We start from the raw sequence: 13,449 nt of genomic DNA on the forward strand, positions 1-13,449 counted from the left end.
CCACGTTTCCCGGCCGCCCTACAGCGGCATATATACATTTAATAGTTATGAAAAGCGTATCATTTATCCTGTCCATCTTTTTCCTGTCGCTGACACGTGTAGCCGGACAATCAGCGGCTGTGCAGATCTATAGTCCGGACCATCAAATACAGGTATCTGTATGGAGCGGAAGCGAAGGGACCATCTACTACCGTGTGAAGCGCAATAGCACCATGGTGATAGACTCCTCCTTGCTGGGATTGGAGCTGGCGGATGCCGATATGTCGCGTCAGCTTAGTTTTGTATCAGCCTCCGATACCCGCCTGGTGCGCGACAGCTACCGGATGATCTATTATAAAAAATCATCCGTCAGTTACCAGGCGAATCAAAGGATACTGCATTACGTCGATGAAAAGAAAACAGAGATGGCCATTGTGTTTCAGGTGGCCAATGACGCCGTGGCGTTTAAGTATCTGCTCACAGGCAGGTCGATTGGTGTTAAACAGGTAATAAAGGAAAATACCACGTTTAATTTTCCCGGAGAAACAACCACCTGGCTGCAACCCATGCAGGTGGCGAAATCGGGATGGGAAAGCAGCAATCCGGCCTATGAAGAACATTATCGTAGGGAGGTGCCCATCGCCAATGTGGGAGAGAACAAAACCGGTTGGGTGTACCCGGCCTTATTTAAAGTAAAAGACAGCTGGGTGTTGCTGACTGAATCAGGGCTCGACAGTAATTATTGCGCCACCCGTTTACTATCCGGCAGTACGCCCGGTAACTTTAAAATAGGATTCCCTGACCCGAGGGAGGTCATCACCGGCAAAGGCTATCTCCCTCATGCTGCTTTGCCCTTTTCTTTACCATGGCGGGTAATGACCATTGGGTCGCTTGAAACCATTATTACTTCCACAGCAGGGACAGATGTAGCGAAGCCGGCTGTCCTCCAAAATACCTCCTTTATCATACCTGGCAAGGCTTCCTGGAGCTGGATCAACTCCAAGGATGATTTTATTACCTATGATGAACAGATCAGGTACATCAATCTGGCGGCGGAGATGAACTGGCAATACTGCTTAATAGATGCTGACTGGGACCGGAAGATCGGGTATGCCCGGATAAAAGAACTGGCGGACTATGCGCAGAAAAAAAATGTGTCGCTGTTGCTCTGGTACAATTCTGCCGGCGACTGGAATACCGTAAAATACACGCCGAAGGACCTGTTGCTCACCCACGAAAGCCGCATGCGGGAATTTGCACGCATCAGAAACATGGGTATTAAAGGCGTGAAAATAGATTTCTTTGCCGGTGACGGGCAGTCTGTTATTAAATACTACATCGACATACTGCAGGATGCTGCCGCTAATGGACTCCTGGTTAATTTCCATGGCGCTACCCTGCCAAGAGGGTGGGCACGTACCTATCCCCATTTGCTGACAACCGAGGCGGTGCGGGGATTTGAGAATGTCACCTTTAATCAGGCGGACGCTGACAAGGAAGCTGAACTTTGTACAGTACTGCCATTTACCCGCAATGTGTTTGATCCCATGGATTATACGCCGGTGAACTTGTACAAGGTGTCGTCCGGTGTTCAACGAAAAACCAGTAATGGGTTTCAGTTGGCATTGTCTGTCCTGTTTCTCTCAGGGATACAACACTACGCGGAATCTCCGGAAGGCATGTCGAAGGTGGACGCGCAGGTAAAAGCAGTGTTGCGTGCATTGCCTGCTGCCTGGGACGATGTGAAGTTCCTGGGCGGATATCCTGGCCGGTATGTGGTCCTGGCCAGGAGAGCGGGCAGGAAGTGGTACATCGCGGGGATCAATGCACAGCAGGTACCCCAAAAGATACAGGTAGCCCTTACCGATTTTGGTAAAAGTAAAGGGCTGCTTATGGCAGATGGCGATGATGCCTTCTCTTTTCATATCAACCATATCACTGCCGAAAAAACGTCGGTGAAAGAAGTGGAAATGAAGCCCGATGGCGGGTTTCTGATGGTGTTGGAATAATTTCCGGGCCTCGTGGCGTAGAAGCGCCTCCGGGGTGGCGGTAAGAATAGACAGGGCCGTGCAGCCGTAAAGCTGCCGTAGCAAAATAATCGCCCGTTACAGGATAATGGGATGTTCGGGGATGATGTACACATAGTTGGATGACATAACCTGTGTTTCAACATGCGGAGTTAACAGAGGCGCCATTTTCCCGGGTGCCTCTTGCTTTTGGGGGGCATAGGCCACGGAAGCAAAATTATTATCGCCGGAAATACTTTACAGATCAATGTTTTATCTTTTTTAAAAGTTTTTTTTGATGTTTTAATTGTGAATATGACAATTATTTTGTTTTTTTGAATTGTCACAACAGCAAGACATGCTGTGTTGATTTTTAATCCATGTTATGAAAAGACAAAGCCGTTATGTATGCGATAGTGCACCTGTTGCCTGCTGTTTTCCACGGAAATAACGCCCGCCAATTGTTCTTTTTGTTTTTTTAAAAATAAACGTCAATCAGATAATTCATATGAGCTCATCCTGGGTAATAGGAGTAGACTATGGTACCGACTCGGTGCGTGCGATCATTGTAGATGTGCACAACGGACAGGAGATTGCCTCCGCTGTATTTTATTACCCGCGCTGGAAGGACGGCCTATACTGCAACGCCGCCGAAAGCCGGTTCCGCCAGCATCCGCTGGACTATATCGAGGGGCTGGAAGCCACCATCCGGCAATGCCTGAAACAGGCGGGCCCCGGAGCGGCTGCCCGTATCAAAGCCATCTCCGTGGATACCACCGGCTCCACGCCGGTTGCGGTAGATGAAACCGGCACACCGCTGGCACTCACGCCCGCTTTCAGGGATAATCCCAATGCGATGTTTGTGCTGTGGAAAGACCACACGGCCCTGAAAGAAGCGGCCGCCATCAACGCTACGGCCGCCAGCTTTGAACAGAACTACCTGCGCTTCGTGGGAGGCATTTATTCGTCGGAATGGTTCTGGGCCAAGCTGCTGCATATCCTCCGGGCAGACGAAGCGGTGCGGAATGCCACTTACTCGTGGGTGGAGCATTGCGACTGGATACCGTTCCTGCTGTCGGGAGGCAAACATATCCGGCAGATGAAACGCGGCATTTGCAGCGCAGGCCACAAAGCGTTGTTCGCCACCGAATTTTGCGGCCTTCCGCCGGATGCCTTCTTCTCTGCGGTAGATCCGCTGTTGCAGGGCTTTACCAAACGGCTTTTTACCAGGACCTATACTGCGGGCGAAGCCGCCGGTCACCTCTGCCCGGAATGGGCAGAGAGACTGGGGCTCTCCACGGCCGTGGTGATCGGCATCGGCGCCTTCGACGCGCATATGGGCGCTGTAGGCGGGCAAATAGAGCCTTACCACCTCAGCAAGGTGATGGGCACTTCCACCTGCGATATGCTGGTGGCGCCCATGGAAGAAATGGAACACAAACTGGTGAAAGGCATCTGCGGACAGGTGCCCGGCTCCGTGATCCCCGGTATGATGGGCATGGAAGCGGGGCAGTCTGCCTTTGGAGACGCTTACGCCTGGTTCAGCAACGTACTGGCGTGGCCGTTACAACACCTGGTGTCATCTTCCCCGCTCATAACGCCGGAAATTGCCGCCCAGCTGGCGCAGGAGGCCTCCGGCAGGATGATCACCGAACTGTCCAGGCAGGCAGCGCAGCTCTCTCCGCAGGAGCAGGATGAGCTGGGCGTCGACTGGCTCAATGGGCGCCGTACCCCCGATGCGGACCAGTCGCTCAGAGGCACCCTCACAGGCCTGAACCTGGCATCGGACGCACCACGCATTTTCCGTGCCGTGGCAGAATCCACCTGCTTCGGCGCCAAAGCCATTGTGGAGCGCTTCGAAAGGGAAGGAGTGCCGGTAAAAGGACTGATCGGCATCGGCGGCGTGGCGAAAAAATCGGCCTTCATTATGCAGATGATGGCCGACGTCATGAACATGTCCATACGGATACACCGCTCGGAACAAACCTGCGCGCTGGGCGCAGCGATGTTCGCCGCCACTGCCGCCGGCATCTTCACCAGAGTGGAAGACGCGATGGAGGCCATGGGGCAGGGCTTTGAAGTAACCTATCAGCCTAACGGCCGCTACACCGGCCTATACGAAAACAGGTACCGGAAATATAAAGCCTTAGGTGCGTTTACCACCACCATCAACAATGACTAACTATGCAACAGTATCAACATATCCGTCAGGCGGCCTATGATGCCAATATGCAGCTGCCTGCACTGGGACTGGTCATCTTCACCTTTGGCAACGTCAGCGCGGCAGACCGCGGGCTGGGCGTATTTGCCATCAAGCCCAGCGGCGTGCCTTATGCGGAGTTGTCGCCCGAAAAAATGGTGATCGTCGACTTCGACGGCAAAACAGTGGACGGGCAGCTACGTCCTTCCTCTGATACGCTCACCCACGCCGTATTGTACAAACACTGGGAACATATTGGCGGTATCGTGCATACGCATTCTACCTATGCTACGGCATGGGCACAGAGCCAGCGTGATATCCCTATCTATGGCACCACCCATGCAGACCATAATACCATCGATATCCCCTGCGCACCACCCATGCCGGATGATATGATTGCGGGAGACTATGAATATCAGACAGGCTTCCAGATCATGAACACGCTGGCGGAGCGCGGGTTGTCATACGAAGAAATAGAAATGGTCCTGGTAGGGAACCATGCGCCCTTCACCTGGGGCCTAACACCTGCCAAAGCAGTATACAACAGCGCCGTACTGGAGTCGGTGGCGCAAATGGCTTATCTCACAGAGTCCATTAACGGGAACGCACCCCGGCTGAAAGACGCGCTGATCAAAAAACACTTTGAACGTAAACACGGACCCAATTCCTACTATGGGCAGTAAAACAAACGAACATGATTAATCTGAAAAACTACGAGATCTGGTTTGTAACAGGTAGCCAGCACTTATATGGCGAGGAAACATTAAAACAGGTGGCAGCCCACAGCCAGGAAATTGCGGCTTCGCTCAACAGAGATGCCCGTATACCCGTTACCGTGGTATACAAGCCCACGGTAAAAACACCGGATGAAATTTATGCCGTATGCATGGAAGCCAACAGCACGGCCAATTGTATCGGTGTCATCACCTGGATGCATACCTTCTCGCCCGCCAAGATGTGGATACGTGGACTGAAAGCCTTGTCCAGACCTATCTGCCACCTGCATACACAGTTCAACCGCGACATCCCCTGGGGCGAAATAGATATGGACTTTATGAACCTCAACCAGAGCGCGCATGGAGACAGAGAGTTCGGATTTATGATGAGCCGCATGCGTATCAACCGGAAGGTGATCACCGGGCACTGGCAGGACCCGGAAGTGCTGGAAGAGCTGGGCGCCTGGGCCAGAGTGGCTGCCGGCTGGCACGACTGGCAGGGCGCGCGTTTTGTACGTTTTGGAGACAACATGCGCTATGTAGCAGTAACAGACGGTGATAAGGTGGAAGCTGAGTCGAAGCTGGGCTTCTCCTGCAATACCCACGGTATCGGCGATCTGGTACAGGTGATCAACGGTGTTTCCGATACCGCCGTAGCGGTGCTGGTGAAAGAATACGGCGACGCCTATACGGTATCTGCCGCTTTGCTGCAGGACCCTGCGCTAAAAGATGCGGCCAGGATAGAACTGGGACTGAAAGCCTTCCTCGAAGAAGGAAATTTCAAAGGCTTCTCTGATACTTTTGAAGACCTGCATGGGATGATACAGTTGCCCGGTATCGCGGTACAACGCCTCATGAAGGCCGGCTACGGCTTTGCCGGCGAAGGCGACTGGAAAACGGCCGCGTTGGTAAGGGCCATGAAAGTGATGGGCAGCGGTTTGCCGGGTGGCAATTCTTTTATGGAAGATTATACCTACCACTTTAATCCGGCCGACCCCATGGTGCTGGGCTCCCACATGCTGGAGATCTGCGAGTCTATCGCCGCTGGCAAACCTTTCTGTGAAAAACATCCGTTGGGAATAGGCGGGAAGGCGGACCCGGTGCGGCTGGTGTTTAACGCCGCTGCCGGTGCGGCTATCAACGCCTCCATCGTGGATATGGGCAACCGTTTCCGCCTGCTGGTCAACGAAGTGGAAGCCGTGACGCCACCGCAGGACCTGCCGAAGCTGCCGGTAGCGCGCGTGTTATGGAAACCCTATCCGGACATGAAAAAAGGCTGTACCGCGTGGATACTGGCCGGAGGCGCCCATCATACCTGTTACAGCCAGAACCTGACCGCTGCCCATATGCAGGACTTTGCAGACATGGCTGGTATTGAACTGGCCCTCATCGGTAAAAACACGGACCTCCGAGAGTTCAGAAATGAGCTGCGCTGGAACGATGCCTGCTATCAATAAACCCATCTGCCGGAGTATTCCAGGAGAAACACCAGGAATGCTCCGGCAGCAGCTATGCCAACTTCTTCAGCCCTAAGCTAATAAAACGCCCGTTATGCAAAACGTTCTTTCCGCCGGCGATATATTCGTCTTCATTATTTATTTCATCGTGGTGGCCGTATATGGTTACTGGATATACAGGAAGAAAAAGAAAACCGACTTAGATACAAAAGATTTCTTTCTGGCCGAAGGGTCGCTTACCTGGTGGGCCATCGGCGCTTCGCTGATTGCGTCAAATATCTCTGCTGAGCAGTTCATCGGTATGAGCGGCGACGGCTACTTTGTGGGGATTGCCGTGGCTGCCTACGAATGGATCGCCGCCATCGCACTGATCATTATCGCTGTCTGGTTTATTCCCATCTACCTGAAGAATAAAATTTATACCATGCCACAGTTCCTGAAAACACGCTACAACGAAACGGTAGCGTTGATCATGGCGGTATTCTGGTTATTCCTCTATGTGTTTGTGAACCTGACCTCTATTTTATACCTCGGCGCACTGGCCATCAACGGTCTGCTGGGCGGAGAGTACCTGCATGTGGTGATGATCGCGCTGTCTGTATTTGCTATCATTATTACGCTGGGCGGCATGAAAGTGATCGGTTATACGGATGTGATCCAGGTAGGGGTGTTGATCATCGGAGGACTGGCCACCACCTATATGGCACTGACGCTGGTGAGTGAAAAGTTTGGCCTGGGACATAATGCCCTGGCTGGTTTTAATGCCCTGATGAAAGATGCGCCAGACCATTTTCATATGATATTGGCCAAGCCAACTGCCGGCTCCTCACAGGAATATATCAACAAATATCTCGTGCTGCCGGGCATACTCATGTATGCAGCCGGACAATGGATTGTCAACCTCAACTACTGGGGCTGCAACCAGTACATTACGCAACGTGCGCTGGGCGCTGATCTGCAAACCGCCCGGCACGGTATCCTCTTTGCCGGCCTGCTGAAGATAATGATGCCGGTGATTGTGATGCTGCCCGGTATTGCTGCCTATGTATTGCAGAAAAACGGCCACCTGCCCGGTCTGTCCAGTAAAGACGGAGCCTACGCGGCTATTCTGGGTTTTCTGCCCTCCGGGCTGAAAGGATTGTCCATCGCGGCTTTAACGGCTGCTATTGTAGCCTCCCTGGCGGGGAAGGCCAATAGTATCTCCACTATTTTTACGTTGGACATCTACCGTAAATACATCAGGAAAGACGCTTCAGAGGCAAAACTGGTATGGACCGGTCGCATCACGGTGATAACGGCCATGCTGCTGGGCATCCTTTTCACCTGGAACGATTTGCTGGGCATCGGTGGGGAAGGAGGGTTTACTTTTATCCAGAAATATACCGGCTTTATCAGTCCCGGCGTGTTCGCCATGTTTCTGCTGGGCATGTTCTGGAAACGTACTACCGGCGCGGCTGCGGTGGCGGGCATCATCACGGGTTTCACCCTGTGTGTGTTCTTCAACCAGTTTGCACCAGCGGTATTGGGTCATGAAACCTGGTGCTATACGGCTTATCCCAATGGAAAAGGCGGCTATGAGATACCTTTCCTTATTTGCATGGGGCTGGCTTTTATGTTTACCATGATCGTGATGGTGCTCATCAGTTTCGCAGGGCCCAAAGTCAATCCCAAAGCGTTTGTGCTGGACCGTGCCATGTTTAAGATCACCCCGGCAACCACCGTGTTGATCGTAACCATCTTATTGTTGTTATCTGCCCTGTATATCCGCTTCTGGTAGGAGTGTGGGAATTCCCATCAATATATTGTACTTTCATCTCCTAATTTGTTATTATGAAAAGATACTCGCAGCAGACCAGGTTGTTATTCGCCGTTGACTGTATCATTTTTGGATTCGATGGCCAGGAACTGAAACTGTTGCTGATACAAAGAGGGTTTGAGCCTTGTAAAGGCAAGTGGAGCCTGGTAGGCGGTTTTATACAAGAGCATGAAAGTGCGGAAGAGGCAGCGTGTAGGGTATTGAAAAATCTCACGGGACTGGATGGTATTTATATGGAGCAGTTGCATGCCTTCAGTTCACCATCCCGTGATTCCGTGGAACGTACGGTGTCTGTTGCTTATACCGCGCTCATAGATATCCAGAAGTACAAGCAACAGCTCAACGAAGATTTCCATGCAGTATGGTTCCCGATCAATCATCATCCTGACCTGATCTTTGATCATAAAGCGATGGTGGACCTGGCAAAGGAAAAGCTCCGCTACAAAGCGGCTTTGCACCCACTGCTGCTGGAGTTGCTGCCAGCCAAGTTTACCATCCCGCAGCTACAACAATTGTATGAATCCGTATATCATACCACGTTCGATAAAGGTAACTTCAGCCGCAAGGTGCTTTCTACCAAACTGCTGGTGAAGCTGGCCGATAAAGACAAGCTGAGTTCCAAAAAGGGCGCCTGGTACTACAAGATTGACCGGAAAAAGTATAATGCCAATTTTCATGCGTTTCTAAACTTCGTGCCCGATCCGCATATATTGCGCAACAGCGCTTTGTAACAAGCGCTGTTGCGCTGTAGTCGTACAACGACCTGTGTTCCCGCCGGGAACACTTTTTTTATAAAATAATATAATTGTTTTATTGACAATTAAAGTGTAGTGCCAACCTGTATGCCATTACATTCGTATACCATGAAAAACAGGAATTAGCGCATATGAAAATACAATCTGTCATCGCCTCCCTGACCTTGTTGGCCGGCATGTACGCTGCTCCATCTACTGCTCAGCAGCCGCTGAGTTTTACGGTGAAGGCAGCAGACGTAAAAGCAACTGTGTCTCCCGGCATGTGGGGTATCTTTTTTGAAGACATCAATTTCAGTGCCGACGGAGGCATTTATGCGGAGCTGGTGAAAAACCGTTCCTTTGAATTCAGCGCTCCGCTGATGGGCTGGACTATCCCTGAAGACGCGGTTTCCAAAGGGGAGATCACGATCATCAACCGTAAGGAGAATAACAGTTCCAATCCCCGTTTTGCCCGGATAACCCTGCCGGCTGCACGTAGTTTTGCGCTGGTCAATGAAGGCTTTCGTGGGATGGGCATTAAAGCAGGGGAGCAGTACCACTTCTCCCTGTATGCGCGGCAGCGGGCCGGCAGCGCGGTAAAGCTCACCATCACGCTGCTCGATGATGCCGGTAAAACCATCGGTGCGACTACCATATCACCGTCCGGTGATAACTGGCAACAATATAAAGCCGGTTTTACGGCTACTGCCGGCGCGCAGAAAGGCAAGCTGCAGCTGACTTTCACCGGCACCGGTGTCATCGATGCCGATATGATTTCCCTGTTCCCGCAACATACCTGGAAAGAACGCGGCAATGGTCTCCGCGCCGATCTGGTGCAGTTACTGGCCGATCTGCATCCCGGTTTCCTCCGGTTTCCCGGCGGCTGCATTGTGGAAGGCCGCGAACTGGGGAACCGCTATCAGTGGAAAAAAACGGTGGGTGACGTGAACGAGCGGGAGCTGATCATCAACCGCTGGAATACTGAGTTTGCCCACCGCGCCGCGCCGGATTACTTCCAGTCGTTTGGCCTCGGTTTCTTTGAATACTTCCTGCTGGCAGAAGATATCGGCGCATCACCGCTACCGATCCTCAACTGCGGGATGGCCTGCCAGTATAATAGTGCCGAAGTGGTGGCCGTCAACGAACTGGACCCCTACATCCAGGACGCGCTGGACCTGATCGAATTTGCCAACGGCGACGTTCATACCAGGTGGGGCGCGCTGCGAACGAAGATGGGGCACCCTGCTCCGTTTAACCTGAAAATGATAGGCGTGGGCAACGAACAATGGGGCCCGCAGTACGTAGAAAGATATACGCTGTTTGCAAAGGCCATCAAAAATAAATACCCGGATATCAGGCTGGTCAATAGTCTGGGCCCCGGTCCGTCAGGCGATAAATTTAATTTCCTCAACGATACGCTCCGCAAATTGCAGGCAGATATCCTCGACGAGCACTATTACAGTTCACCGGAATGGTTCCTCAGTAACGCGGCCCGGTACGACACCTACGACCGCAAAGGGCCGAAGATCTTTGCCGGTGAGTATGCCGCGCACGGCAGGGGCATTGAAGGCGAGCACAAAAATAACTGGCAGAGCGCTCTGACGGAAGCGGCTTTCATGACGGGCCTGGAACGCAATGCCGATGTGGTGGAGATGGCCTCTTATGCGCCGCTGCTGGCACATGTGGACGGGTGGCAGTGGGCGCCGGACCTCATCTGGTTCGATAACCTGCGCTCCTATGGCACACCCAACTACTACGTGCAGAAACTCTACGCCAATAACAAAGGCACCGCGGTGGTGCCGATACTAAAAGATAACCAGGTGATCACCGGACAAGACAGCGTATATGCTTCTACGGTAGTGGATGAAAAGAGTGGCGAACTGGTGATTAAACTGGTAAACGCGGCGTCTTCCGTCAAACCGGTAACAGTGGCGGTAGAAGGGGTAAAAGGCCTGGCGGCCAATGGCCGGTTGACCATCCTGCGGAGCAGCCATCTCCAGGAGACTAATTCGCTGGAACAGCCGATGGGTATTGCCCCGGAAGAAAAGAACATCACCATCAAAGGCAAAACGATCCGTACAGAAATTACACCCTGGTCTTTTTACGTGATCAGGGCTAAAATAAACAAGTAGGCGTTGTTATGAAGCAGTTATTCCTTGTTTTACTGGCGCTGCATAGCGGACTGGCACATGTGGCTGCACAATCTTATGTGCCCGGCAGGCATGATGCTCATGTAAAAGTGAAACCAGTGGTACCGGTGAAGGCATATACTTTTCCCCTGCGGGACGTGCAGGTGCTGGACGGACCGTTCAGACAAGCCATGGAAGCAGATGCCCGCTATCTGCTGATACTGGAGCCCGACAGGCTGCTGGCAGATTTTCGGAATCATGCGGGGTTAAAGGCCAAAGGAGAACGCTACGGCGGCTGGGAGTCTACCGGACTGGCGGGGCATACCCTCGGGCATTACCTCTCTGCCTGCGCCATGCAATATGCAGCTACGGGCGATCAACGTTTCCTCGACCGGGTCAGTTACATCGTTGATGAGCTGGCGGTATGCCAGGAGCACCGCCGGACCGGCTACCTGGGCGCTATACCCGGCGAAGATACCTTGTGGGCGCAGGTGTCGGCAGGCAATATCCGTTCCCGCGGATTTGACCTGAACGGCGGTTGGTCGCCCTGGTATACCGTACACAAAATAATGGCCGGTCTGCTGGACGCCTACCTCTACTGTGATAATAAAAAGGCGCTGACGATTGAAAAAGGCATGGCCGACTGGACAGGGACCATCGTCCATCATCTCCCTGACTCCCTGGTGCAAAAAATGTTGTTGTGCGAATATGGCGGCATGAATGATGTGCTGGTAAATACCTACGCGCTGACCGCGGAAAAGAAATATCTGGACATGTCTTTCAAATTTCATGACAGGCGTATCCTCGACTCCCTGGCTGCACAGCTGGACGTATTGCCCGGCAAACATTCCAATACACAGATACCGAAAGTGATAGGTTGCATCCGTCGCTATGAACTCACCGGCAGCAGGAAAGACAGCACCACGGCGGCTTTCTTCTGGAACACCGTGACGGGCCATCATTCCTATGCGCCCGGCGGCAACAGTAACTATGAATACCTGGGGCCGGCGGATAAACTGAACGACCAGCTGACCGACAACACGATGGAAACGTGCAACACGTATAACATGCTGAAGTTGACACGGCACCTGTTTGCGCTGCGCCCCGCTGCCAACCTGATGGATTACTATGAACGCGGATTGTACAACCATATCCTCGCCTCACAAAACCATCAGAACGGTATGATGTGTTATTTCGTGCCATTGAGAATGGGCGCCCGCAAGGAATTCAGCGATTCCTTCCACACCTTTACCTGCTGCGTGGGCTCAGGGATGGAGAACCACGTGAAATATGGTGAGAGCATTTATTTTGAGGGAACAGACGGTAGTTTGTATGTGAACCTGTTTATCCCTTCGCGTCTGCATTGGCGTGAAAGGAACATCACTGTAGAACAAACCACGCAGCTGCCAACAGACAACAAAGTATCGTTGACCATCCACACCACAAAGGCAACATCTTTTCCTTTGCGCATTCGCAAACCCCGCTGGGTACAGGAAAGTACGCGGGTAACTGTTAACGGTAAGGTACAAACGAAGCTAATCGTCGGAGCAGACGGCTACCTCTTGCTGGACCGGAAATGGAACGATGGCGACCAGATAACGCTGACACTTCCCATGGGCATCTATAGCGAAGCTATGCCGGACAATCCCGGTCGCATCGCCCTGCTATATGGACCGGTCGTACTCGCAGGTATACTGGGAGAAAAAGAACCGGACCCGGTTACTGGTATTCCGGTGCTGGTAACGCCGGAGCGCAATGCCGCCAAATGGGTCGCCCGCGGTCCGCAGCAGTCGCTCGTATTCCGGACCCACCAGGTAGGTCAGCCGCAGGAGCTTCAACTGGTACCCTTCAGTACCGTGCAAAATGAGCATTACAGTGTATACTGGGACGTTTTTACACCACAGGAGTGGGCCGTGCAACAGGAAAAATATGCCGCAGAGAAAAGAAGACAGCAACAGATAGAAGCCAGTACGGTCGATATACTGCGCCTTGGAGAAATGCAGCCGGAAAGAGATCATCAGCTGGCAGCAGATAAAACCAATACCGGCGAAGAGCATGGCCGCAAATGGCGCATCGCGGAGGAAGGCGGCGCGCTGACCTTCACCATGAAAGTGGACAGTGCTACGGAGAACAGCCTGCTGTGTTATTATTGGGGAATGGACAATCGTTACCGCACTTTTGATGTCCTCATCGACGATAAAAAGATCGCCACCGAAGATCTTAATCAATACAAGGCCAGCAAATTCCACGAGATCATATATCCGTTGCCGATAGCGCTTACCCGCGGGAAACAAACAGTGACGGTAAAATTGCAGGCCCGCGCCAATAACAGCGCCGGTCCTGTATATGGGCCGGTTAGAATGATCAGAGGCACCTCTTTTTAAGTTCGTAATATGTTTAATTGTTTAATGG

8 protein-coding genes are annotated in these 13,449 nt (G+C 52.4%); all 8 read left to right on the forward strand.

What is annotated here, in order from left to right; translation table 11 throughout:
- Positions 1-47: 47 nt before the first annotated feature.
- The 8 genes from ICL55_RS05420 to ICL55_RS05455 all read left to right on the forward strand — a co-directional run bounded on the left by ICL55_RS05420 (position 48) and on the right by ICL55_RS05455 (position 13,421).
- Complete coding sequence (locus tag ICL55_RS05420) at positions 48-1,988, forward strand: glycoside hydrolase family 97 protein (protein WP_188095014.1); 1,941 nt, start codon at positions 48-50, stop codon at positions 1,986-1,988.
- 505 nt (positions 1,989-2,493) lie between these two features.
- Positions 2,494-4,167 (forward strand): ribulokinase, encoded by a 1,674-nt coding sequence (locus ICL55_RS05425; RefSeq protein ID WP_188095015.1) that lies wholly within the window; start codon positions 2,494-2,496, stop codon positions 4,165-4,167.
- Positions 4,168-4,169: 2 nt separating this feature from the next.
- Entirely contained in the window at positions 4,170-4,868 is a 699-nt protein-coding gene (locus ICL55_RS05430) for an L-ribulose-5-phosphate 4-epimerase (protein ID WP_188095016.1), read from the forward strand.
- A gap of 11 nt (positions 4,869-4,879) precedes the next feature.
- Entirely contained in the window at positions 4,880-6,358 is a 1,479-nt protein-coding gene (gene araA, locus ICL55_RS05435) for an L-arabinose isomerase (RefSeq protein ID WP_188095017.1), read from the forward strand.
- A gap of 94 nt (positions 6,359-6,452) precedes the next feature.
- On the forward strand, positions 6,453-8,135 hold the full coding sequence (locus tag ICL55_RS05440; protein ID WP_188095018.1) for a sodium:solute symporter family transporter: 1,683 nt from the start codon (positions 6,453-6,455) through the stop codon (positions 8,133-8,135).
- A 53-nt stretch (positions 8,136-8,188) separates the two neighbouring features.
- On the forward strand, positions 8,189-8,905 hold the full coding sequence (locus tag ICL55_RS05445; RefSeq protein WP_188095019.1) for an NUDIX hydrolase: 717 nt from the start codon (positions 8,189-8,191) through the stop codon (positions 8,903-8,905).
- 155 nt (positions 8,906-9,060) lie between these two features.
- A complete protein-coding gene (locus ICL55_RS05450; protein ID WP_188095020.1) occupies positions 9,061-11,040 on the forward strand; it encodes an alpha-L-arabinofuranosidase C-terminal domain-containing protein in 1,980 nt (659 codons plus the stop codon).
- 8 nt (positions 11,041-11,048) lie between these two features.
- Complete coding sequence (locus ICL55_RS05455) at positions 11,049-13,421, forward strand: glycoside hydrolase family 127 protein (RefSeq protein ID WP_188095021.1); 2,373 nt, start codon at positions 11,049-11,051, stop codon at positions 13,419-13,421.
- The last annotated feature ends 28 nt before the right edge of the window (positions 13,422-13,449 follow it).

The sequence above is a fragment of the Chitinophaga varians genome (assembly GCF_014529945.1).
GTDB classification, from domain to species: domain Bacteria; phylum Bacteroidota; class Bacteroidia; order Chitinophagales; family Chitinophagaceae; genus Chitinophaga; species Chitinophaga varians.

Coding starts and splice junctions, on each gene's coding strand:
- araA (WP_188095017.1), top strand. CDS start 4,880: ATGATTAATCTGAAAAACTACGAGATCTGGTTTGTAACAGGTAGCCAG.
- ICL55_RS05455 (WP_188095021.1), top strand. CDS start 11,049: ATGAAGCAGTTATTCCTTGTTTTACTGGCGCTGCATAGCGGACTGGCA.
- ICL55_RS05430 (WP_188095016.1), top strand. CDS start 4,170: ATGCAACAGTATCAACATATCCGTCAGGCGGCCTATGATGCCAATATG.
- ICL55_RS05425 (WP_188095015.1), top strand. CDS start 2,494: ATGAGCTCATCCTGGGTAATAGGAGTAGACTATGGTACCGACTCGGTG.
- ICL55_RS05440 (WP_188095018.1), top strand. CDS start 6,453: ATGCAAAACGTTCTTTCCGCCGGCGATATATTCGTCTTCATTATTTAT.
- ICL55_RS05445 (WP_188095019.1), top strand. CDS start 8,189: ATGAAAAGATACTCGCAGCAGACCAGGTTGTTATTCGCCGTTGACTGT.
- ICL55_RS05450 (WP_188095020.1), top strand. CDS start 9,061: ATGAAAATACAATCTGTCATCGCCTCCCTGACCTTGTTGGCCGGCATG.
- ICL55_RS05420 (WP_188095014.1), top strand. CDS start 48: ATGAAAAGCGTATCATTTATCCTGTCCATCTTTTTCCTGTCGCTGACA.